The sequence below is a fragment of the Devosia sp. Leaf420 genome (genome assembly GCF_001425445.1).
GTDB lineage: Bacteria > Pseudomonadota > Alphaproteobacteria > Rhizobiales > Devosiaceae > Devosia.
The window spans coordinates 23,104-46,613 of sequence record NZ_LMQU01000013.1 but is presented as its reverse complement, the minus strand read 5'-3'; the positions used below and the strand labels follow the sequence as shown (position 1 = coordinate 46,613).

At 60.7% G+C, this 23,510-nt stretch carries 20 protein-coding genes; 13 read left to right on the top strand and 7 right to left on the bottom strand.

Annotated elements, in window-relative coordinates; translation table 11 throughout:
* Window positions 1-35 precede the first annotated feature (35 nt).
* The 6 genes from ASG47_RS16125 to ASG47_RS16100 form a co-directional block, all read right to left on the bottom strand.
* Window positions 36-2,207 (bottom strand): FdhF/YdeP family oxidoreductase, encoded by a 2,172-nt coding sequence (locus ASG47_RS16125; protein WP_061910917.1) that lies wholly within the window; start codon window positions 2,205-2,207, stop codon window positions 36-38.
* 67 nt (window positions 2,208-2,274) lie between these two features.
* Entirely contained in the window at window positions 2,275-3,210 is a 936-nt protein-coding gene (gene ppk2 / locus ASG47_RS16120) for a polyphosphate kinase 2 (protein WP_061910915.1), read from the bottom strand.
* A gap of 132 nt (window positions 3,211-3,342) precedes the next feature.
* Entirely contained in the window at window positions 3,343-4,110 is a 768-nt protein-coding gene (locus ASG47_RS20950) for a hypothetical protein (protein ID WP_200940957.1), read from the bottom strand.
* Between the two features lie 342 nt (window positions 4,111-4,452).
* A complete protein-coding gene (locus ASG47_RS16110; RefSeq protein ID WP_061910911.1) occupies window positions 4,453-5,376 on the bottom strand; it encodes a response regulator in 924 nt (307 codons plus the stop codon).
* Window positions 5,363-8,737 (bottom strand): ATP-binding protein, encoded by a 3,375-nt coding sequence (locus ASG47_RS16105; RefSeq protein WP_061910909.1) that lies wholly within the window; start codon window positions 8,735-8,737, stop codon window positions 5,363-5,365. The genes ASG47_RS16110 and ASG47_RS16105 overlap by 14 nt, the downstream gene beginning before the upstream one ends.
* A 112-nt stretch (window positions 8,738-8,849) precedes the next feature.
* The gene (locus tag ASG47_RS16100; RefSeq protein WP_061910908.1) at window positions 8,850-10,778 is read right to left on the bottom strand and encodes an acid phosphatase; all 1,929 of its coding nucleotides are present in this window, start codon (window positions 10,776-10,778) and stop codon (window positions 8,850-8,852) included.
* 226 nt (window positions 10,779-11,004) lie between these two features.
* On the opposite strand from ASG47_RS16100, the gene urtA reads away from it, so the two are divergent.
* From urtA to urtE, 5 genes are all read left to right on the top strand, one after another.
* A complete protein-coding gene (gene urtA, locus ASG47_RS16095) occupies window positions 11,005-12,312 on the top strand; it encodes an urea ABC transporter substrate-binding protein (RefSeq protein WP_061910906.1) in 1,308 nt (435 codons plus the stop codon).
* A gap of 177 nt (window positions 12,313-12,489) precedes the next feature.
* On the top strand, window positions 12,490-14,094 hold the full coding sequence (urtB, locus tag ASG47_RS16090; protein ID WP_061910904.1) for an urea ABC transporter permease subunit UrtB: 1,605 nt from the start codon (window positions 12,490-12,492) through the stop codon (window positions 14,092-14,094).
* A 232-nt stretch (window positions 14,095-14,326) separates the two neighbouring features.
* Complete coding sequence (urtC, locus tag ASG47_RS16085; RefSeq protein WP_082511792.1) at window positions 14,327-15,520, top strand: urea ABC transporter permease subunit UrtC; 1,194 nt, start codon at window positions 14,327-14,329, stop codon at window positions 15,518-15,520.
* Between the two features lie 3 nt (window positions 15,521-15,523).
* Window positions 15,524-16,273, top strand: coding sequence for an urea ABC transporter ATP-binding protein UrtD (gene urtD / locus ASG47_RS16080; protein WP_061910902.1), 750 nt, complete (start codon window positions 15,524-15,526; stop codon window positions 16,271-16,273).
* A complete protein-coding gene (urtE, locus tag ASG47_RS16075; RefSeq protein WP_061910900.1) occupies window positions 16,270-16,974 on the top strand; it encodes an urea ABC transporter ATP-binding subunit UrtE in 705 nt (234 codons plus the stop codon). Before urtD ends, urtE begins: the two co-directional genes overlap by 4 nt.
* Before the next feature lie 53 nt (window positions 16,975-17,027).
* Here urtE and ASG47_RS16070 read toward each other — a convergent pair whose 3' ends face one another.
* Window positions 17,028-17,372, bottom strand: a complete 345-nt coding sequence (locus ASG47_RS16070; protein WP_061910898.1) for a hypothetical protein — start codon at window positions 17,370-17,372, stop codon at window positions 17,028-17,030.
* 259 nt (window positions 17,373-17,631) lie between these two features.
* Here ASG47_RS16070 and ASG47_RS16065 point away from each other — a divergent pair, with 259 nt between their 5' ends.
* From ASG47_RS16065 to ASG47_RS16030, 8 genes are all read left to right on the top strand, one after another.
* Entirely contained in the window at window positions 17,632-18,303 is a 672-nt protein-coding gene (locus ASG47_RS16065) for an urease accessory protein UreD (protein ID WP_244487121.1), read from the top strand.
* 11 nt (window positions 18,304-18,314) lie between these two features.
* Window positions 18,315-18,617, top strand: a complete 303-nt coding sequence (locus tag ASG47_RS16060) for an urease subunit gamma (protein ID WP_061910895.1) — start codon at window positions 18,315-18,317, stop codon at window positions 18,615-18,617.
* A gap of 10 nt (window positions 18,618-18,627) precedes the next feature.
* The gene (locus ASG47_RS16055) at window positions 18,628-19,206 is read left to right on the top strand and encodes a HupE/UreJ family protein (protein ID WP_061910893.1); all 579 of its coding nucleotides are present in this window, start codon (window positions 18,628-18,630) and stop codon (window positions 19,204-19,206) included.
* A 7-nt stretch (window positions 19,207-19,213) separates the two neighbouring features.
* On the top strand, window positions 19,214-19,519 hold the full coding sequence (locus ASG47_RS16050; protein WP_061911590.1) for an urease subunit beta: 306 nt from the start codon (window positions 19,214-19,216) through the stop codon (window positions 19,517-19,519).
* 102 nt (window positions 19,520-19,621) lie between these two features.
* Window positions 19,622-20,041 carry a hypothetical protein gene (locus ASG47_RS16045; RefSeq protein ID WP_061910891.1) on the top strand — a complete coding sequence of 140 codons (420 nt, stop codon included), beginning with the start codon at window positions 19,622-19,624 and terminating at the stop codon, window positions 20,039-20,041.
* A gap of 102 nt (window positions 20,042-20,143) precedes the next feature.
* Window positions 20,144-21,853: an urease subunit alpha gene (ureC, locus tag ASG47_RS16040; RefSeq protein ID WP_061910889.1), complete on the top strand. Its 1,710-nt coding sequence runs from the start codon at window positions 20,144-20,146 to the stop codon at window positions 21,851-21,853.
* Complete coding sequence (locus ASG47_RS16035; RefSeq protein ID WP_061910887.1) at window positions 21,853-22,983, top strand: tetratricopeptide repeat protein; 1,131 nt, start codon at window positions 21,853-21,855, stop codon at window positions 22,981-22,983. The genes ureC and ASG47_RS16035 overlap by 1 nt, the downstream gene beginning before the upstream one ends.
* Window positions 22,984-23,069: 86 nt before the next feature.
* The gene (locus ASG47_RS16030; protein WP_061910885.1) at window positions 23,070-23,510 is read left to right on the top strand and encodes an MliC family protein; all 441 of its coding nucleotides are present in this window, start codon (window positions 23,070-23,072) and stop codon (window positions 23,508-23,510) included.

The following is a 23,510-nucleotide window of genomic DNA, read 5'->3' as shown; positions in this document are numbered from 1 at the left end:
ATGACACCCGGTGGCTTAGTGATGGTTAGATAACTCTACGCCGCCACAACACTCACCGGCACCGACTTGAACGCCGGCGTTTTGCTACGCGGATCGACCTCGGTGCCGATCAGCACATTGGCCTCCGGATAATAGGCCAGCACCGAGCCTGCCGGCAGATCAAAGCGCGTCGCGACGCCCTCCATCTCGCCCACTGAAGAGCGAACCCGCACCCTTTGCCCCTCGCTCAGTCCGCGTGCCTCCATATCGCCCGCACTGAGAAACACGGCATAGCGTCCCGCCTTGCCGCGATAGCTGTCGGTTTCTTCGTAGATGATCGAATTGAACTGCCCCTCGCTACGCACCGAGGCGAGCATCAACTCCCCGGCCTGCCGCTGCGGGATCGGTGTCACCACGAAATGCGCGCGCCCGTCCGCCGTGCCGAACTCGGGCACATGCAGCACGCGATTGCGGATGTGGAATTCGCGCTTGGCGACATCGATGTCCGCCAGCTCTTCCATGCCCGGTACGATCGCAGCGATGGCGTCGCGCAGTTTGGCATGGCCCGAGAAGGCATAGAAATCGATCGGTGAACCGGGCAGCATGCGCTTGCCCAACTGCCCCAGGATCCAGCTTTCCGGCCGTACCGTACCGATGCGCTTGATACCGCCATCGGAGAGACGCACGAAGTTGAACATCGATTCCTGCGTCGTCGACTCCCATTCCTCGTCGCGTGCCGTCACGGGCAGGATCATCACCTCGCCCTCGCCCAGCCCATGGACATGGCCCTGATTGAGCGTCGTCGTGAGAAAGAGCTTGAACCCGATAGCGCCCATGGCGCGGGTCGAGAAGCCCGTGTTCGGCGTCGCAGCCCAAAGATTGCCGCCCATGATCACGGCCGCATCTACCTCACCGGCCTCAGCCCGCTTGAGGCAGGCCATGGTATCGAGGCCTTTTTCTTCCGGAAAGCTGACGCCAAACACCTCTTCCATGCGCTTGAGCACATCTTTGGCCAGCACAGGCTTCACCCCGATCGTGCCGATCCCCTGCACATTGGAATGCCCACGCAGCGGCAAAAGCCCTGCAAACCGCTTGCCGATCATGCCGCGGACAAGCGCCAGATTGGCGATGGCCTCGACATTGGCCGTGCCATGAACATGGTGGGTCATGCCCATGCCCCAAGCGAACACCGCCGCCTTCGAGCGCCCATAGGCCGCCGCGACGCGCTCGATATCGCTCTGCGCAATACCAGTGGCCGCAACCACCTCATCCCAAGTCAGCGCCGAGATATCCTGCGCGAACGCCTCAAAATCCGCCCCATGCCGAGCGATAAAATCCGCGTCCTCCGCACCCTGCTCCAGCACCGCCTTCACCAGTCCCTTGAGGAGCGCAATGTCCGAGCCGATGCGCGGCTGCAGATAATCCGACGCGATCTCGCTGCCGCCTTTGAGCATGGAGAGGGGCGATTTCGGCACGGAAAACCTCACCAGCCCCGGCTCCTTGGCCGGATTGATGACGATCACCTGCCCGCCGCGCTCGCGGCAGTTCTTGAGCATGTGGATGAAGCGCGGATGGTTCGACGATGGATTGGCCCCGATAACGAAGATCAGGTCCGCGCCCGTCAGGTCCTCAAGCTCGACCGTCGCCGTACCCTTGCCGATCGTAGTCGCCAGCCCTTCGCTCGTCGCCTGGTGGCAATAATAGGAGCAGTTGTTGACGTTGTTCGTCCCATAGGCCCGCGCCAGAAGTTGGAACAGAAACCCGGCCTCATTGGACGAGCGGCCCGACGAATAAAAGAACGTCCGCTGCGGATCGGTCTCGGCTAGCCGATGCGCGGCATGATCAAGCGCCGCTTCCCAATCCAATGGCTCAAACCGATCCGATCCCGTCCGCCGGAATAGCGGCGTGCCGAGCCGCCCCAGACGCTCCATTTCACGCCCCGAAAGTTCGGCCAGTTCCGCAATCGTGTGCTGAAACACCGGCTCAGGAATGGCCGGCTGGATATCGGTCGATTGCGCCTGGACCGACTTGTTGCAGACCGAGGGAAACTCATCGAGTTCGTTGGTCATGCCGCCATGCTGGCCACCCATGCCATAGGCACAGGCCTTGCAGGTATTCTTGGCCGTCAGCGCTTTGGCCGCCTTGCCCACCCCGATCTTGCTGATGGTGGAAAGCGTATAAAGAACCTTCTTGGGCCCACCGCCCACGATATCGCTGGTTTCGGCCAAAACCGGTCTCCGACTTGCTGCGCCAGCATTTTCGACTTTTCAGCCAGCGCAGGCAAGTCGTTGCGCTTTAGTAGATCGACTTCACATACATATCCTGCGGCACGGGTCCACGGTGATAGTCAGGATGGCGGATGCGCTCGGGCAGCACGACTTCCTGCTTGGGCACTTCGGCATAGGGAATAGCTTCAAGAAGATGGGCGATGCAGTTGAGGCGTGCGCGCTTCTTGTCGTCGGCCTGCACCACCCACCAGGGCGAATCTTCCGTGTGGGTCCGCGCCAACATATCTTCCTTGGCCTTGGTATAATCCTCCCAATGGCGGCGTGATTCCATGTCCATGGGCGATAGTTTCCATTGCTTCAGCGGATCTTGGATGCGCATGCGGAAGCGGAATTCCTGTTCTTCATTGGTGATGGAGAACCAGAATTTTATCAGGATGATCCCCGAGCGGATCAGCATCTTTTCGAATTCGGGCACCGTACGGAAGAACTCTTCCAGTTCGTCGGGATTGCAGAACCCCATGACACGCTCGACGCCCGCACGATTGTACCAGGAGCGATCGAACAGCACCATTTCGCCAGCCGCCGGCAGGTGCGGCACATAGCGCTGGAAATACCATTGGGTCTTTTCTCGGTCGGATGGCGCGGGAAGCGCGACGACGCGGCAAACGCGCGGATTGAGCCGCTGGGTGATGCGCTTGATCGCCCCGCCCTTGCCGGCAGAATCGCGGCCTTCGAAAATGACCGCAACCTTCAGTTTATTATGCACAATCCAGTCTTGCAGCCGCACGAGTTCGTGCTGCAGGCGAAACAGTTCGCGGAAATAGACATTGCGGTCGAGGGACTTTCGACCGGCGCGCTCGCCGTCTTCGGCTAAGGCTTCAAGCTGGTCGTCTTCGAACTGTAGTTCGAGTTCTTCGTCGAAACTGTCGGTGATCTCGGCGCGGATGCGGTTGAGTTCAGCCTCGAATTGCTCGAAACGCGCGTTTTGGTCGAAGTCGTTCACAGCGGGTCCCTCCGGGTGCGGCTCCATTGGCCACAACCGGATTGCAGTTTTGTGACAAGCGCCGCGCAGAGCCGTTATGCGGTCTTTCGCACCACTTGAGAAGGTGGGCCGCGCACGGCCCACCTCGTCGGATCAGTAAACGAACATCGTCAACTGGTTGCCGCGCTGCTGGACCGCAAACACACGATCGGTGTTATAGGACGAGCGATCGAGCGAAGCGCTGAGTAGGCTGTCCGAAGCAATGGCCGACCGCAGGTTCGAACCCTGCAGGGCGGCAGCAAGCCAGGCCTGCAGTTCCGGGCAGAGGTCGACCCGACGGATCGTGACATTGCTGGCGCTCTGCCAGCTGCCGCCGATCTGCGTGTTGCGGATCAGGCGTTCGACCTCGCGCGGGTTGGTCCCGCTGCAGCTCGGCATGTTCCCGCCATTGGATGCAGACAAAGAGGGCGGGAACATCGTGCCCGGTCCACCAGGGTTACCGGGATTGCCAGGGTTACCTGGGTTACCGGGATTCCCCGGGTTGCCAGGATTCCCCGGCGTTCCCGGATTGCCGATCGTCACGCCCACATTTGCGAGACTGCTACCGCCCACAGTGGCATTGGCTTTCACAGTATCGTTCAACAGGCCCGCATTGGCATCGACTAGACTATCGCCACCGACCCCGACAGTGGTCCGCGCGATATCGGAATGTTGGCCACCGACTTGAACATCGAGGACCTGATTTCCCCCGCCAACGCCAACATTGACGAGGCCGGTATCTGACGCGTCGCCGGAGCCAATCGTGATGAGAGCATTCTCACCACTAGCCCCGATGACACCAAGCAAGTTCTGGCCGTGTGCAGGTACTACTGCACTCGCAAGCAAGACCAGAGGAAGCAACGAAAATTTGGATGTTTTCATAACTCGTCTCCATCTTAGCGACCAATTGCCGCATAGAAGGGACGATTCAAATCGCCTTCTAGTTCCGCACTAACACTTACACAAAAATGAACTGGTTAACGATTTTAAATATTGGAAATTTTAAAGTAAGACGGCGAACAAAAAAGGCGCGGAACCGAAGTTCCGCGCCCCATCGGGAGCTACAAGAAGGAGCGTCAGCCTCCTCGCCGCAACCGATTTTCATGCCGCGATAGCGATCGCGACGATTTCCCGTCCCGCGTTAATTGCGGTTCGTCTGCACAACGACAGATGTGTTGTTGGGTTCCCGCTAAACCGTTCACATGAATGGATCTGCGCGGATCGTTAGAGGTCGAGCGCCTGCATGGCCTGAATAGCCTTGATCGCCGCGGAGGCGCGATTTTCCACGCCGAGCTTGGTGTAGACCTGTTCGAGGTGCTTGTTCACGGTGCGTGGGCTAAGGCCCAAAATCTCGCCGATATCGCGGTTCGATTTCCCCCGCGCGATCCAGAGCAACACCTCGCTCTCGCGTTGGGTCAGGCTGAAATGCTGGCGCAGATTATCCTCTTGTCCGGCCACCTGGGCGTGCGACAGCCGGAACAGATATTCGGCCCCACCAACGAGACCCAGAAACGAAAATTGCAGATTTGGCCCACTCTCGATTTCAAGATCGAAACCACTGCCCGGCGCGCCATCGCCGTGTTCGAGCAGCCAGTGCAAAAATCCTGGCGAGAGTCGATCGGCGCGGCCAAGATCAAGGCTCGAGCTTTCAAGCAGCTTCGTTGCTTGCGGCGTCGACCACAACACGGTCCCATCGGCACCAAAGGCGACGAGATGGCGGCCTGCCGCATCGAGCGCGATCCGCGCGCTTTGCGCCCGCCGTGCATTGGCAAGATGTACCCGGATCCGCGCCCGCAATTCATCGACATTGATCGGTTTGGCCAAGTAGTCGACCCCACCGCTTTCGAGCGCGTGAACGATATGCTCGGTTTCCGTCAGACCAGTCATGAAGATAACGGGGACATGCGCCAGCGGCGCCATGGACTTGAGCCTCTGGCAAGTCTCGAACCCGTCGAGCCCCGGCATGACTGCGTCCATAAGGACGACATCGGGAACCACGCGCTGCACGATATTGAGCGCCATCTCGCCGCTTCGCGCCACCAGCACCGTAACGCCCGCAGCCTCCAGCGCCTCGGTCAGAAAGCCAAGTGATTCTGGCGAGTCGTCAACGAGAAGGACAATGTCCTGGTCTTTCTCAATGCGGCTCATGACCGACCCGCTCCAAAATATCGGCATAGCCGTCGAAGTCGAACGTTTCCATCCGCTTGCGCAGCGCGGCGACAAGCGGTGCGTTGTCTGGCTCGTTCGCCAATTCCGCCAACTTCGCCTCTATCCCCCGTACATGCCCGATTTGCCCCAGATTGGCCAATTCGCGCAAGTGCTCGATCCCCGGCGAGTGCAGGGGCTTTTCGGCCTCCTGCACTGCCGACACGGCCTCGTCATAGACCCAATCAAGCGCCAGGTGCGCGTTGATCTTGTCGAGCAATTGCGCAAGATCAAATGGCTTGGCGAGCGTATCACTGTGCCCGGCATCGGCGCTTGCCGGCCCTGCCCCGTCGCCAATATTGGCCGAGAGCATGACGATCGGCGCGGCAATGGCGCGGGCTCTGAGGGCCGAAACCAGCTCCCAACCGCTCATCCCCGGCATCCGAATATCGACGAAGAACATATCAGGCTCCGCCGCATCCAGCATATCAAGACATGCCGATCCGCTCTCCGCCATCAGCACCACAAAGCCAAGCGGCGACAGCATTTCGCGCACCAGCTCGCGATGATCATCATTGTCATCGACAACCATGACAGTCCGCGCCGCACCCATATAGCCCGTGATGCGTCGCGGGTCGGCCCGTCGCAAAGCCGGCCGCTCGACCTTGGACAGCATCAATCGCGCCTGGAATCGGGTCCCCTCACCCACAGCACTCCTAACGGTGATCTCGCCGCCCAGCGTCTCGGTCAGCAGCTTGGTAATGGTCAGCCCCAGGCCAAGCCCCGGCGTGAACCGGTTATGCTCCGCCTCGCCCCGCACGAAGGGCTCGAAAATATGGTCGAGATCGTCAGCGGAAATGCCGCTGCCGGTATCGCTCACCGTAAATATTGCCACCTGCATGCGATAGCCGACGTCAAAGTTCACATGCCCTGACTGGGTGAACTTTATGGCATTGGACAGGAGATTGACCAAAATCTGCCGCAGCCGCTTTTCGTCGGTCCGCACATAAAGCGGCAGCGCCTTGGCGCGTGCATGCCGGAATTCGAGCCCCTTGGCGGCGGCTTGCAGACTGAACATGTCGACGATCTGATCGAGAAAATCCTGGATATTGATCTCGTTGGAATAGACGTGCAGCCGCCCTGCCTCAATCTTGGAAATATCGAGGAGCCCATCGATCAGCCCGGACAGATGCTCGGCGCTGCGTTTGATCACCTGCACAGATCCGCGCCGGTTTTCCGGCACGTCCGGATCGCGCTCGAGGATCTGCGCATAGCCCATCACCGAATTGAGTGGCGTGCGAAGCTCGTGGCTCAGGCCCACGACATAGCGCGACTTTGCCTGATTGGCCGCCTCGGCCTTCTCCTTGGCGCGCTGGAGTTCAGCGTCTGTCTTTCCGTGCGCATCGATTTCCTTGAGCAGCAGCGTATTCTGCCGCGTGCTCTCTTCTTCGGCGACCAAGCGGCTGTCATGCGCCAACACCAGGAACCAAGTCATGATCCCCGCCGCCACCGCAAAGACGAAGAAGACGACCAAGAGCGTTCCGCCCACTACCTCCGCCGTCTCCGGCGCCGATTGGCTCGCGAACGAATAAATCAGCGCCAGAATGCTGGCCAGGATCGCCGTGGCGATCCCCATGGAAATCCCATAGCGCCCGAGCCGCGTCTGCAACTTCTCGATCGCCCATTGCGGCAACACGCTTGAGGCCACAGCATGCGTCTGCGCGCGAAAATGCGCATGCGGCTTGCACATGTCATGGCAGCGCGCATCGAGCGAACAGCACAGCGAGCAGATCGGCGCCGCATAGGCCGGGCACCAGGCCATGTCTTCGGGCTCGAATGGATGCTCGCAGATCGAGCAGGTCAGCGATGTTTTCGACTGCCAAGACTTTCGCGGTTTGCGCGCCAGATAATATTTCCCCTTGGTCGCCCAGGCGATGGCGGGCGAGGCAATGAAGCAGACGATAAGCGCGATATAAGGCGCCAGCGCCGCAGCCATGTCGCCAAAGGCTCCAAAGTGCGCGGCCAGCGCAATGCTCACCGAGAGCACCATCGACCCCACACCAACGGGATTGATGTCATAGAGATGAGCCCGCTTGAACTCGATCCCCGGCGGCGCCAACCCGAGCGGTTTATTGACGAATAGATCGGCAGAAATCGAACAGAGCCAGGCCATGGCAATGATCGAGAAAATCCCCAGCGTCTCTTCAAGCAGCCGATAGATCCCGAGCTCCATCAGCAACAGCGCGATGGCCACATTGAACAAGAGCCACACCACCCGCCCGGGATGGCTATGCGTCAGCCGCGAGAAGAAATTCGACCAGGCCAGCGACCCAGCATAAGCATTCATCACATTGATCTTGAGCTGGCTGACGACGACGAACACCGCCATCAGCATCAGCGCCACAAACTGGTTGGGGATCATGTAGTCGAAGGCCACGGCATACATGTAACCGGGTTCTGACGCGTGATCCGGCGACACGCCGGTCGACAGTGCCAGAAACGCCAGGAACGACCCCGCGATCAGTTTCGGCGCGCCGACGACGACCCACCCTGCCCCAGCCAGAAAAATCCCGATCTTCTGCCGCCACTTCGGCGCCCCCTCGGCCGGCAGGAAGCGCAGGAAGTCCACCTGCTCGCCGATCTGGGTCATCAGCGCCAGGATGACCGCCGAGGCCGCGCCGAACTTGGCGATATCGAACGGCGAAATCGTCCCCGCCGCACCCTCTGGCTGACCAAGCCCGGCAAAGGCGCGCCAGAGATCAAACTTTTCCCAATCCATGAAGGCGATGAAGATGAAGGGCAGGACATTGAGCACGATCCAGATCGGCTGCGTCAGCACCTGAAAACTCGAGATCATCCTGATCCCATGCGTCACCAGCGGAATAACGATCAGCGCCGAGATGATGTGCCCGATCCAGAGCGGAATACCGAAAGCCAGTTGCAAGGCGCTCGACATGATCGAGGCTTCTATGGCGAAAAGTATGAAGGTGAAGCTCGCATAGATCAGTGAGGTGACGGTGGAGCCGATATAGCCAAAACTCGCGCCACGGGTGAGGAGATCGACGTCCACCCCATGCCGGGTCGCATAACGCGAAATCGGCACGCCGACGAGGAGGATGGCGATGGACGCGACGAATATCGCGATCAGCGCATTGGTTGTCCCATACGATAACGTAATGCTACCGCCTATGGCCTCCAAAGCGAGGAACGATATCGCCCCGATCGCCGTCTGCGAGATGCGATCATTCGAGAATCGCCGTGCCGATTTCGCGGTAAAGCGCAGCGCATAATCTTCCAAAGTCTGGTTTGCGACCCAGCGATTATAGTCGCGCCGAATGGGAATGATGCGCTGGCGAGGAGGCATGCCTAAAGAAGTACCGAAGCCAAGGATTGGTTATCGCTTAGGCATTGTCTCGGCAAAAGCGCCACTTGGCAAGCAGAGAAGATGGGCCGGCGAACCGGCCCCTCTCCGGAGTTTACTGGGCAGCAGCCAGCGTGATGGCATCCGCGCTATAGGTCACTTCGACAGCCGCGCCATTGAGACGGACTTCGTTGAAGGTGCCTTCGATACCGCTTGCAGAAACCAGCGTAACGCCTTCTGCCGATTCAGGAAGCGTGATGTCGAGTGTCCCGCCGAGCAGCGTCACATTCCCTTCGACGGCCACCGCAACCGCCTCATCCGCAAGGCCACGGATCGCCAAACCGGCATCGTCGAGCACAGTCAGATCGCCACCGACGTCGACTCCCCTCGCACCAACTGCAAGCGTGCCGCCCGCGACATAGACGTCGCCCGCACCCAGCGCAGAACGGCTTGCCGCGACGAGTTCGCCGCCTTCGACGACAACACCACCGGTAAAGCCGTTGTCACCCGCAAGTGTAAGCGCGCCGCTCCCGGCCTTGGTCAGCATGCCTGCACCAACGATATCATTCCGCCAGGTGTCACGGGCATTGAAGCCACCAAGGCTCGCATCCATGGTAACTGTAACATCCCCATCGAAGGCACCATAGCCATCAGCCGCACGGATATAGTCGAGACGGCCAAAACCCTCGGCATCATCCATGACCGGGAAACCGGCTGGCAGCAGCGTCGACTTGATCACCACGCGACGCTGTTCGGCAGTGAGATACGGCTGGCGGGTTTCGAGCATAACCTCGGCCCCGGTCGGCACGACATCCTTGGCCCCTGCGTCTGAAGCCACAGCCTCAAAGCCATAGGACTGGCGCGGCGCGACATAGGCGACGTTCAGCTCAGCATCGGCAAAGCGATCCTCGGTCAGCGGCCAAGCGTGAGCCGCCGTATAGAGCTGGGCCTCAGTTTCCGTGCCGGTCTGGCGCTGCAACCAAGCCAGTGCCTGTGCGCGGGCGCTGACCTTGAGCTCGGCATTATCCGCAAGATTGAGATTATAGACGACCGTCGCCGTCCCCAGCATACGACCGCCGATCACATCGAGCGGCGAATGCATGCCGGCGATGATCCGACTATCGCCCATCTCCACGGACCGCGTCAGAATTTCCTGAAAACGCTCCGGCACCAGATAGGACATGGCCAGGCCATCGCGCCAGGCTTCAGCCGTGTGACCACTCGGGAACCCGCCATCCGTCCCAGCCGAACCGCTCTTGGCCGGCTCGAGCGCGGGCACGACGAACACGTCGCTGTCCCAACGCCACGGACGGCCATACTTGTAAAAGCGCTTTGCCGGCTCGGTCGAACCAGCGCCGCTCATCGCATTGATGAAATCGACTGCGAGGCCAAGATCTTCATTGGCATCGACCTCGGCCTCTTCGTTTCCAACGCTGCCGAGACCGCGATTATTGCCATGGTCATCATATTTGACGCTCGTCGCGTCCGGCTGCACCTGCGTGATCGTCGTGAACTGATGCGCGCCGTTCTTCCACGCGTCTGCAAGCGGGCCGAGCCCATCGAGCATGCTGATATTCTTGCCGCGGCGGTCATCGAGATAGGCGCCGATTGCCTGCTGGGCGCTGCGCGACGCCGTCACCTGCACGACATAATCCATGTTGTGATCATGCACAGCCTGATCGAGGATTTTGCCATCGGTCGCGGAGCCTGGAATGCCGTCCCAATCACTTTTGACGATCGCGGGGCAATCGCCATTTGCCTCGGCCTCAACACCCGCATCGACCAGCAACGTCGACGGTTCCCAAACCTTCAGAAAGCCCGACAGCAGCCGCACGCCGGCATTGGTATCGACCGTTGCCATGCAAGCGTCGCCGCGCTGGTTGGTGGCGCCGTTTTCGATATAGGCGGGGACGTTCTCAGCGGTCGGCGCTGTGCCTTCAAAGCCGAGACCTGTCGGCCGCGCTGGCGCATCCTGGGCCACGGCGCCCGTGGCCAGCAGCAGCCCCAGCGCGCTGGAGCGTATCAGGGTTTTGAGAGAAATCATGAACGGCCTCACTGAGTTAGGTTTCGCGGCCCGCCCATAAAGGTCTCATATGACAGCCATGCTACATCGTTTGATCAAAGTGGTTTTCCACCTCCCCGCGGTGCCCGTGCCGGCAGTTACGTCAATCGACGTATAGGGCGCGAAGCCGAAATCGTCTCAGTTGACCCCATCGAGGCGCCTCCCTTGGCTGTCTCCTGGGGCTCAACGAAACTAGAGGGACGAACACATGAATTTCTCGCGCGCCAAAAGCGCCTTGCTCGCTGCGGCACTCGCCGGCAGCCTCACAATGCCAATGGTGCCTGCCCAGGCGCAGGACGACACCATCAAGGTCGGTATTCTTCACTCGCTCTCGGGCACGATGGCGATTTCCGAAACCACCCTTAAGGACACCATGCTGTTCCTCATCGAACAGCAAAATGCCAAGGGCGGCGTTCTCGGCAAGCAGCTTGAGCCGGTCGTGGTCGATATCGCTTCGGATTGGCCGCTGGCCGCCGAACTCGCTCGCCAGCTGATCGAAGTCGACGATGTCGACGTGGTTTTTGGCTGCTGGACCTCGGTCTGCCGTAAATCGGTTCTGCCGGTCTTTGAAGAACTGAACTCGCTGCTCTTCTACCCCGTCCAGTACGAAGGCGAAGAATCCCAGCGCAACGTGTTCTACACCGGCGCCTCCCCGAACCAGCAGGCTATCCCGGCCGTCGACTATCTGATGAGCGAAGATGGCGGCTCGGTGAAGCGCTGGGTCCTCGCCGGCACCGACTATGTCTATCCGCAGACGACCAACAAGATCCTTGAGCAGTACCTGCTCGACAAGGGCGTCGCCAAAGAAGACATCATGATCAACTACACGCCCTTCGGTCATTCCGATTGGCAGACCATCGTCTCCGACATCAAGGCCTTTGGTTCGGAAGGCAAGAAGACCGCCGTGGTTTCGACCATCAACGGCGACGCCAACGTGCCGTTCTATCGCGAACTGGGCAATCAGGGCATCAAGGCCGAAGATATCCCGGTCGTCGCCTTCTCGGTCGGCGAAGAAGAACTCTCCGGCTTCGATACCACCCCGCTCGTGGGTCACCTTGCTGCCTGGAACTACTTCATGTCGGTCGATACGCCCGAAAATGAAAAGTTCATCGCCGATTGGCACAAGTTCATCGGCTCGGACACCCGCGTCACCAACGACCCGATGGAAGCCCACATGATCGGCTTCAACCTCTGGGTTGCTGCCGTCGAAAAGGCCAACTCGACCGACGCCGACGCCGTGATCGAGAACATCGTCGGCCTCGAAACGCCGAACCTGACCGGTGGCATGGCCAAGATGCTCCCGAACCACCACATCACCAAGCCCGTGCTGATTGGTGAAATCCAGGACGACGGCCAGTTCTTCGTGGTCTGGCAGACCGACGACCTCGTCGCCGGTGACGCCTGGTCCGACTACCTGCCGGAATCCAAGATGCTGGAAGCCGATTGGACCGCCCCCATCAACTGCGGCAACTACAACACCGAAACCAAAACCTGCGGCGGCACGCCAGCGCAGTAAAGGGGTCACACCCTCCATCCTCCCCCATCAAAGGGGGAGGTGTAGGGCTGGTGACGTGGGCATGATCTAGCCCCAATCACAAATCTGCACCTCCCCCTAGATGGGGGAGGCTGGGAGGGGGTGGCGGCATACACCACCCCCTCAACTTCCTAAACCGCGACAAGGACTTCCCAAGCGATGCTGACTCAACTTCTCCGCCTGGCGCTACTCACCCTGTCGCTTCTCATTTCCACTTTGGCACAGGCCCAGACCACCGATATTCCCGCCCGCATCGCTGCCATGGGCGAAGCCAATTTGCGCGAACTTACCCAGATCGTGACTGACCTCGCAGCAACCGGCGACCCCGCCGTTGTCCCCGTCCTCACCGCTCTCGGCGACGGCAACCTTTATCTCGACGAAACCTCCGGCCGCGTCGTCATCCAGACCGGCTCCGCCATCACCGATCCCCTCACTGGCGAAGCGGTGGACCTCGGCGCCGATGCCGACCTCTCGCGCATTCGCGTCAACAACGGCCTCAGGCGCGATATTTCCGCGGCTCTCGGTGGCCTGACGCTGATGAGCGACAATCCGCGCACCCGCCTGTCCGCGGCGCAGGGTTTCCTCGCCAATCCCGATCCGGCCGCGCTACCGCTCCTCGATGAGGCCATTGCCGCCGAGACCGATGCCAATGTGCTCGGCGTCATGCAGACCGCGCGCGCCATCACCGTCCTATCGAGCGAAGACGCGTCGATCGAAGAAAAGCAGGCTGCTGTGCCGCAGATCGTCTCGGGCGCCGGCCGCGGTGCCATCACGGTCCTCACCAGCGCCCTTGCCAGCGCGCCCGACGAGGTCAAGCCCATCATCCAATCCGCTATTGCCGGCCTCGAACAAAGCCGCGCCGTCTGGGCTGCGCTACAAAATGTCTGGTTCGGCGTCTCGCTTGGCTCCGTCCTTCTCCTCGCCGCCATCGGTCTCGCCATCACCTTCGGTGTCATGGGCGTCATCAACATGGCGCATGGCGAAATGGTCATGCTTGGCGCGTACACGACCTTCCTCACCCAACTCGTTATCCGCCAGTCATTCCCGGGCCTCATCGACTATTCCCTGCTCATCGCCCTGCCCGTCGCCTTCCTCGTTACCGGTGCCATCGGCGTCGGCATCGAGCGCGGCATCATCCGCTGGCTCTATGGCCGTCCGCTTGAAACGCTCCTCGCTACTTGGGGCCTGTCGCTGATCCTGCAGCAAACCGTGCGCTCGATCTTCGGGCCGACCAACCAGATGGTCATCGCCCCAACCTGGATGTCCGGCTCCACCGATTTCTTCGGCCTCGCCATCACCTACAACCGCTTCTGGATCGTCATCTTTGCGCTCATCGTCTTCTTCATGCTGCTGCTGATCCTCAATCGCACGCCGCTCGGCCTCCAGATGCGCGCCGTCACCCAGAACCGTCGCATGGCCTCGGCCATGGGCATCCGCACCCCCTTCGTCGACGCCATGACGTTTGGCCTCGGCTCAGGCATCGCGGGCCTTGCGGGTGTCGCCCTCACCCAGATCGATAACATCTCGCCCAATCTCGGCCAGAACTACATCATCGACAGCTTTATGGTCGTGGTCTTCGGTGGCGTGGGCAATCTCTGGGGCACCTTTGTCGGCGCGCTGACGCTCGGCGTCGCCAACAAATTCCTCGAACCCTATGCCGGCGCGGTGCTCGGCAAAATCCTGATCCTCGTGCTGATCATCCTCTTCATCCAGCGGCGCCCAAGAGGGCTGTTTGCCCTCAAGGGAAGGGCGATCGAGCAATGAGTTCTAAAGCCCCCTCACCTGTCTCGGGCTTCGCCCGATCCACCCTCTCCCCGAGTGGGAGAGGAATGGTGCTCCCCTCTTATTCTTCTCCCTCTCGGGGAGAAGGTGGCGCGCAGCGCCGGATGAGGGGCTTCGACCCGGCCGGGAAGGCAAAATCGCTCCGGTGGAGCGATTTTAGGGGCGAAGGCCATGAGAGCTACGCTCGAATGGCCCAGATGAAAGGTACAAAAAAATGCTGACCCAAGCCCTGTTCCGCGCCCTCGATAAAAAGGCCATCTGGGTTATCGGCATCTTGCTCGCCGTGGCGATTTTCGTGCCCATGGCCAACCTCCTCATCCCGCCGGGCCAGTTCGGCCATGTCCCGACCTATCTCGTCTCGCTTCTCGGCAAATATCTCAGCTACGCTATCCTCGCCCTCGCGCTGGACCTCGTCTGGGGCTATTGCGGCATTCTCTCGCTCGGCCACAGCGCCTTCTTCGCGCTCGGCGGCTATGCCATGGGCATGTATCTCATGCGCCAGATCGGCACCCGTGGCGTCTATGGTAATCCGACGCTCCCCGACTTCATGGTCTTCCTCAATTGGAAGGAGCTGCCCTGGTACTGGATGGGCTTTGACAATTTCTGGTTCGCCATGGCCATGGTTGTGCTGGTGCCCGGCCTCCTCGCTTTCATCTTCGGCTTCTTCGCCTTCCGCAGCCGCGTAACCGGCGTCTATCTCTCCATCATCACCCAGGCGATGACTTTCGCTCTGCTCCTGGCTTTCTTCCGCAACGACATGGGCTTTGGGGGCAATAACGGCCTTACCGACTTCAAGGACATCCTCGGCGCCCCGGTTCAGGCCCAATCAACTCGCGTAGTCCTCTTCGCCGCCACCGCCATCGCTCTCGCGCTTTCAGTCCTCGTCTGCTCGATGATCGTCAATTCCAAACTGGGAAAAGTCATGGTCGCCGTGCGCGACGCCGAAAGCCGCACGCGCTTCATCGGCTACCGCGTCGAATACGTAAAACTCTTTGCCTTCACCGTCTCGGCCATCATGGCTGGCATTGCCGGCGCCCTCTATGTTCCGCAGGTCGGCATCATCAATCCCGGCGAATTCGAGCCCGGAAATTCGATCGAAGTCGTCATCTGGACCGCCGTCGGCGGCCGCGGCACCCTGATCGGCCCGATCATCGGCGCCATCGTCGTCAACCTGGGCAAATCCTGGTTCACCAGCGCCCTGCCCGAATTCTGGCTTTTCGCCCTCGGCGCCCTCTTCATCTTCGTCACCCTGTTCCTACCCAAGGGCATTGTCGGGCTCTGGAAGCAACTCTTCGGCAATCGACGCAAGGCAGAACCGGCTGCACCGACCCCGACCCAATCCGCTGACATCGAACGCGGCGAAGACCCGTCGACTTTCGACAATCCCCAACCCCGGCCGGCGGAGTAAGCCATGAGCAAAGCCCAAGACACGATGCTCTATCTCGACGGCGTCTCGGTTGCCTTCGACGGCTTCAAGGCCATCAACAATCTCTCGATCATCGTCCGCCCCACCGAAATGCTGGCCATCATCGGCCCTAACGGCGCGGGCAAGACGACGATGATGGATATCATCACCGGCAAGACGCGTCCGGATGCGGGCGACGTCATGTTCGACGGTCGCACGGACCTTACCAAGTTGGACGAAGCCGCGATTGCCAATCTCGGCATCGGTCGGAAATTTCAAAAGCCCACCGTCTTCGAGAGTCACACAGTTTGGCACAATCTCGAAATGGCGCTCAGAAAACCCCGCGGCATCTTTGCAACGCTGTTTTACACCGCCAGCGACGATGACGTGGCCCGCATCACCGAGATCCTCGAAACCGTTCGCCTGCTCCACCGCAAGGACGAGCTAGCGGCCAATCTCAGCCACGGCCAGAAGCAATGGCTCGAAATTGGCATGCTGGTTGCACAAGATCCTAAGCTCCTGCTCGTCGACGAACCCGTCGCCGGCATGACCGACAGCGAAACCGAGGAGACCGCGAAACTGCTGCGCGAAATCGCCCAAACCAGATCGGTGGTCGTGGTCGAGCACGACATGAGCTTCGTGCGCGAGCTCGGTTCGCGCGTGGTTTGCCTCGCCGAAGGCGCCGTCCTGGCGGAGGGGACACTCGACCAGGTGAGCGCGAATCCCGTCGTGATCGAAAGGTATCTTGGACGATGACCGCAGCACTCTCGATCTCAACCATCGACCTTCATTACGGAGCCGCGCAGGCGCTCAAGGGCGTCTCCATCGACTGCCAGCCGGGCAAGATCACGGCCGTCCTCGGCCGCAACGGCGTCGGCAAGTCCTCGACCCTCCGCGCCATTACCGGCATCAACCACATCTCATCGGGTGCCATAACTTTCGGCAGCGACGTGCTCAAAAAAACGCCACCATACAAGCGCGCCCGCATGGGCATCGGCTACGTGCCGCAAGGGCGCGAAATTTTCCCGCTGCTGACGGTAAAGGAAAACCTTGAAACCGGTTATGCCGGCCTCGCCCGCAGCGACAGAAACATTCCCGACTACATCTTCGAGCTGTTCCCTGTCCTGAAATCCATGCTTGGACGGCGGGGCGGCGATCTCTCGGGAGGCCAGCAGCAGCAGCTCGCTATCGGTCGCGCTCTGGTCACCCGACCCAAAGTTCTGGTTCTCGATGAACCCACGGAAGGCATTCAGCCCTCGATCATCAAGGACATCGGCCGCGCCCTGCAGTTTCTCCGCGACGAAAAGGGCATGACCATACTGCTGGTCGAACAATTCCTCGATTTCTGCCGCGAAATCTCCGACAACATCTACGTCATGGACCGCGGCGAAATCATGCATCAGGGCCCGGCCAGTGATCTCGACCGGCCGGACGTACGCAAGCACCTGATGGTATAAAAAAAGGCACCTGACCGAAGTCAGGTGCCCAAAAGACGCTGATGAGCGAACTTTTACTTGGTGGTGAAGCCACCGTCGATGCAAGCCTGAAGCGAAATGGTGTCAAGATCGATCGATGCGGTAACTGCCTGAGCTTCGTTAACAGCAGGAGCGCTATCAACAGTAGCGTCGAGACCTGCGGTACCCGAGCTAGAGGCGTCAGAAGAAGCATCGGTGGCGTTGGTGGTGGGGCTCAGCGACTCAGTTGCCTCAGCATTGGAAAGCTGGTCGCAACGTTCCTGAACAGCCGGCTGGTCGGCTTCGGAAACAGCGACGCCATTGATCATCATGCCCTGGGCAAAAGCAGCGCCAGAGAAAGCAACGGTAAGAGCGAGAACAGAAAGAGCGGACTTGATCATTTATAACCCTCTTGAAAATTCTTTATGAAAGAGCGCTTGCTCGCCTAAATAACGGGGCTGAGGCCAGATCGTTGCAATGAATTTCGCCGTAAAGCCAAATTTAGAGGCAGTTCGTCCAACCTCGCTCATGCAACGAGCGCGGGGCATTGGGCGCATTAAAACCAAACAGCGCGACGGCAAGACTTGCCTCGATACGCTTTTCCAAGAAGGCTGCGGCAAGATACGTCTGCCTCATACGCACTCCCAAGCACTCGAAGCCGTGCTGATAAATACAGCGGGCGGTATTACTGGCGGAGACCAAATTGACTGGTCCGCCGAAGTTTCGCCCCGCGGCAAACTGGTTGTCACCACTCAGGCCTGCGAACGCAGCTATCGCTCGACCGGAGATACGGCGCTTGTCCGAGCCAAACTCCACGTGGGCGCGGGCGCTCATCTCGATTGGCTGCCGCAAGAGACAATCCTGTTTGCTGGCAGCAAACTGAGCCGTACGCTCGACATCACGCTCGAACCTGCCGCAACGCTGACGGCGATCGAGGCGGTCCTTCTCGGCCGCGATGCCATGGGCGAGGAAGCCCGCGATGCCATGTTCTCCGACAATTGGCGCATCTATCGCGGAGACCGCCTGCTCCATGCCGAAGCAACCCGCCTGACGGGCGATGGCAGCGAGCGCGATGGTTTGTCCCTGCTAGACGGCTGCCGAGCGTTCGCCTCCATTCTCCATTTGGCCGCCAATGCGGATATGGCCAACATCGTATTGGACCGCCTTCGCCTTCAGCACACCGGAAAAGACATGATCGCGGCCAGCGCCAATGGCGAACGTCTCGTCATCCGCGCCATGGCGCCAACTGGGCTTGCCTTGCGCCGCCTTATTGTACCAACTCTAATCGAATTGACTGGCGCCGGCGATCTGCCGCGTCTCTGGCACCTTTAGGAAAACGGCCGATGAACCTGACCCCCCGCGAAAAAGACAAGCTTCTCATCGCCATGGCCGCGATCGTCGCGCGCAAGCGGCTCGAACGCGGCGTCAAACTCAATCATCCCGAAGCCATTGCACTGATTACCGATTTCGTCGTCGAAGGCGCCCGCGATGGCCGCGCCGTATCCGAGCTTATGGAAGCCGGCGCCCATGTCATCACGCGCGCCCAGGTCATGGAGGGCATTGCCGAGATGATCCACGACGTGCAGGTCGAAGCCACTTTCCCAGACGGCACCAAGCTCGTCACCGTTCACCAACCCATTCGCTGAAGAGGCAAAAATGTTCAAACGCGCGCTGATCGCTCTATCCATTCTGGCGGCCGCCACCATGCCCGCTTTTGCTCATCTTGACCCCGGCGAACATGGTTCCCTCGCTGCCGGCTTCAGCCATCCCCTTTTCGGCCTCGACCATATCCTTGCCATGGTCGCTGTCGGGCTCTGGGCCGCCATGCAGGGCGGCCGCGCGGTATGGATTGTTCCCGCAGCCTTCGTCGGCACCATGGCCGTCGGCTTTGCCGCTGCCATTGCTGGCGTGCCCTTGCCCTTCGTAGAGCCCGTCATCCTCGCCTCGGTTATCTTCATCGGCATCGCCGTGGCACTCGCCCTCCCGGTCCCGACCGCGGGCGTTGCGGCAATGGTCGGCTTCTTCGCCTTCTTCCATGGTCATGCCCATGGCGGCGAGCTTGGCGAAGCGGGCGCTTGGCAATTCGCGCTGGGCTTTGTCATCGCCACTGCTGTGCTGCACCTCGTCGGCATCGGGGCCGGCCTGTCGCTCTCCCGCCTCGGTGGCAAGACACTCGGCCGCATTGCTGGCGCAGCAACCGCGCTCGGCGGCCTGTGGCTCGCTTTTGCAGCGTGAGGTCGGCATGATACCCGGACAAATCATCCCCGCCCAAGGCACGATCGAACTCAATGCAGGGCTAGAGCAACTGACCCTCGAAGTGGCGAACACCGGCGACCGGCCGATCCAGGTCGGCTCGCACTACCACTTCTATGAAACCAATGCCGGCCTTCGCTTTGATCGGGAAAAGACCCGCGGCATGCGGCTCGACATAGCTGCAGGCACCGCGGTGCGCTTTGAGCCAGGCCAAGCCCGTAAAGTACGCCTGATCCCGATCGGGGGTGACCGCCAAGTTTTCGGCTTCCGCCAAAAGATTATGGGCGCCCTCTAACCATGCGCAGACGTCTGGGCATTTTCCGGTCTTCGTCGTGGCAATCGGCAGCGATTGATGGTTTAACCACCACCAATTCCACTGCCATTTGCCTGGATGACCATGACTGCCCAGACCAAAGACAACGCCGCCCGCAATGCCGAATTCAAGCAGCGCTTTACAGCGGTTGTCAGCGACATCGTGACATCGGGCGGCGAGGACGGCCAAGCCATGGCCATGATCGGCCATCTGGCCTCCGATATTGCCGCCAGCCTGCAGCAGCAAAACTGGGTCACGGCGAAAGCCAATATGACATCAGAGGTCTACAACGACCTGCTGAAGATCTTCGAGAAGCGCGGCAACGAATACCATCAAGCGGACAAGACCAAGCACGCCTATGCTATTCAGGCGCTCGCCATGTCGCTGATCGCGGCGACCATGCGCTCGGATATGCAAATTGCCGAGGGCGAGAAAATTCTCGATGCCATCATCGATCGCTCGGTCGCGGTCTACCAGACTCAATCTCGCAAGACCGCACACTAACCGACTCTAAAACCACAGCTTTCACGCAGCTTAGACGCACGGCCAAACTTGGCCGGGCGCTTTTGCCGTTGCCGTCCCGTTTCTCCTGATACCGGAGCCGCCATGCCCGCCCGTATTTCCCGCGACACCTATGCCGACATGTACGGTCCCACCACCGGCGACAAGGTGCGCCTGGCCGATACCGAACTCTTCATCGAGGTCGAAAAGGATTTCACCACATACGGCGAAGAGGTAAAATTCGGCGGCGGCAAGGTGATCCGCGATGGCATGGGCCAGTCCCAGCGCACCCGCGCCGAGGGGGCCGTCGATACCGTCATCACCAATGCGCTCGTCGTCGATTATACCGGCATCTTCAAGGCCGATATTGGCCTCAAGAACGGCCGCATCGTCGGCATCGGCAAGGCTGGCAATCCGGACACGCAATCGGGCGTCGACATCATTATCGGCCCCTCGACCGAAGCCATTGCCGGCGAAGGCAAGATCCTGACCGCTGGCGGCATGGATGCCCACATTCACTTCATCTGCCCCCAGCAGATCGAAGAAGCTCTGATGTCGGGCGTCACCACCATGCTCGGCGGCGGTTCGGGCCCGGCCCATGGCACCCTTGCCACCACATGCACCGGCGCCTGGCATGTCGAGCGCATGATCGAAAGTTTTGATGCTTTCCCGATGAACCTGGCGCTGGCCGGCAAGGGCAATGCCTCGGTCCCTGCCCCACTCGTCGAGATGATCCTTTCCGGCGCCTCTGCGCTCAAGCTACACGAGGATTGGGGCACGACCCCCGCCGCCATCGACAATTGCCTCTCGGTCGCCGATGAGTATGACGTGCAGGTAATGATCCACACCGACACGCTCAATGAATCCGGCTTCGTCGAAGATACGGTCGGCGCCTTCAAGGGCCGCACCATCCACGCCTTCCACACCGAAGGCGCCGGCGGCGGTCACGCTCCGGATATCCTCAAGGTCGCGGGCCTCCCGACCGTCATCCCCTCCTCGACCAATCCGACGCGCCCCTACACGGTCAACACCATCGCCGAGCATCTCGATATGCTCATGGTCTGCCACCACCTCGATCAGTCGATCCCGGAAGACGTCGCCTTCGCCGAAAGCCGCATCCGCAAGGAAACGATCGCGGCCGAAGACATTCTCCACGATATGGGCGCTCTTTCGGTCATCTCCTCCGACAGCCAGGCCATGGGCCGCGTCGGTGAAGTCTTGATCCGCACCTGGCAGACGGCCGACAAGATGAAGCGCCAGCGCGGCAAGCTCGCCGAGGAAACCGGCGACAACGACAATTATCGCGTCCGCCGCTACATCGCCAAATACACGATCAATCCCGCCATCGCCCACGGCCTCAGCCAGCACATCGGCTCTATCGAAGTCGGCAAGCGCGCAGACCTCGTCCTCTGGAACCCGGCCTTCTTCGGCGTAAAGCCCGAAATGGTTATCCTCGGCGGCTCCATCGCTGCCGCCCCCATGGGCGACCCAAACGCTTCGATCCCAACGCCGCAGCCGATGCACTACCGCCCGATGTTCGGCGCTTATGGCAAACTGGTCAGCCGCTCTTCGGTCACCTTCATCTCGCAGGCCGCCCACGACGCCGGCCTCCGCAACCGCCTCGGCGTCGACAAGGACCTTCTCCCGGTCCAAAACACCCGCGGCGGCATCGGCAAAGCCTCGATGAAGCTCAACACCGCCACCCCCAATATCGACGTGCATCCCGAAACCTACGAAGTGCGCGCCGACGGTGTACTTCTCACCTGCGAACCAGCTACGGTGCTGCCCATGGCGCAACGATATTTCCTGTTCTGATGAAGAAGCCGACCGGCACACTCAAAGGCCTCCCCACCAACCCTATCCTCGCCCTCCGCGCGACCGAGCTTCTGGCCAAGGGCCAGGAGCTTGAGCGGCAGGGCAAGATTGCCGATGCCGCGCGGCTCAGCGCCGAGCTCGTCAATGTCGCGCCTGGCCTGCCGCAGGGGCACAAGCTCATGGGGAGCCTTGCCATGCGTACAGGCGCGGCGGAGATCGCAGCCGTCAGCTTCCGCCGGGCCCTTGCACTGCAGCCCCGCTCGGGCGAACTCCACATCGCACTGGCTCAGGCGCTGCTCGCGTTAAAGCAACCGCAAGACGCGCTCGACCTTCTCAACAAAGGTCGGACGCTGCACCCAAATGATGGCGGCATTTTCCGCGAACTCGCCCAGGCCCAGCTCGATCTCGGCCAAAGTGACGCTGCGCTAAAGAGCTTCTCCCGCGCCGTCAAATTGCAGCCCAAGGACCTCTACGCAGCCCACATGGTGGCCGCGCTTTCCAAAGAGGGCGCGCCCGACAAAACCTATGTCGCAGAACTCTTCGATTCCTACGCCGAAACCTTCGATGAGCACCTGACTGACAAACTTGAATATCGCGTGCCGCAGGCCATCGCCGATCTTCTGGCCACGAACAATGCCCAAACCGGTCCCACCCTCGATCTCGGCTGCGGCACCGGCCTCATGGGCGCCGCACTGCCGCAGTCAGCCTACCCGATCGACGGGATCGACATCGCGCACAAAATGGTGGCGAAGGCCGAAGCGCGAGGCCTCTATCGTCACCTCGTCGTCGGCGACGCCGCAACGGTTCTCGCTACCAATGACGCCCTCGCCGGTCCCTATGCCCTCGTCGTCGCGACAGACGTGTTCATTTATATCGGCGACATCGAACCACTGTTTCAGGCGCTCATGCCGCGCCTTTCACCCGGCGCGCACATCGCCTTCTCAATCGAAACCCATGACGGCGACGGCATCGCCGTCCGCTCCAGCGGCCGTTTCGCCCACGGCGCCGCCTATATTCGCGACCTCGCGGCCCGCCATGACCTCACCATCATCGCCGAGCGCGATCAGCCCATTCGCCTCGAGCGCGAAGTGCCGCTTCCCGGCGCGATATTTCTCCTGCGACGGGCCTGATCGACGTTGCCAGAACATCCGAACACCATGATTGTGCGCTTGAGTTCGACACGGTTCGACATCACGACATCATTGGAGGGAAGACCATGATCTCAGCGCGCACAATTCTCGCCGTCGCCTTGCTCAGCCTCGGCAGCGCTCCGCTGCTGGCTCAGGACACGACCGAAGCTCCGGCCGAAGCCGCGCCAGCCGCGGTGCCCGTCGCGCCGCCTGCAGCGGTCGCCGACATGACCCTGACCCTTTCGAGCGCCAGCGACATCGAGCGCACCGTCGCCATCTATCAGTGCGACAATGGCGAAGGTTTCCGCGTCCAATATATCAACGCCGCGCCCAATTTCCTGGCGCTCGTGCCGGTCGAAGGCGAAGTCCATGTCTTCGTAACGACCGTATCCGCGTCCGGAGCCCGCTATGTCTCTGGCCCCTATGAGTGGTCGACCAAGGGCGATGACGCGACACTCAGCGATCTACAGGCCGAAGAAGGCGCCCCGCCGCTCGCCACCTGCCTTGCCGCCAGCAACACCCCGTAA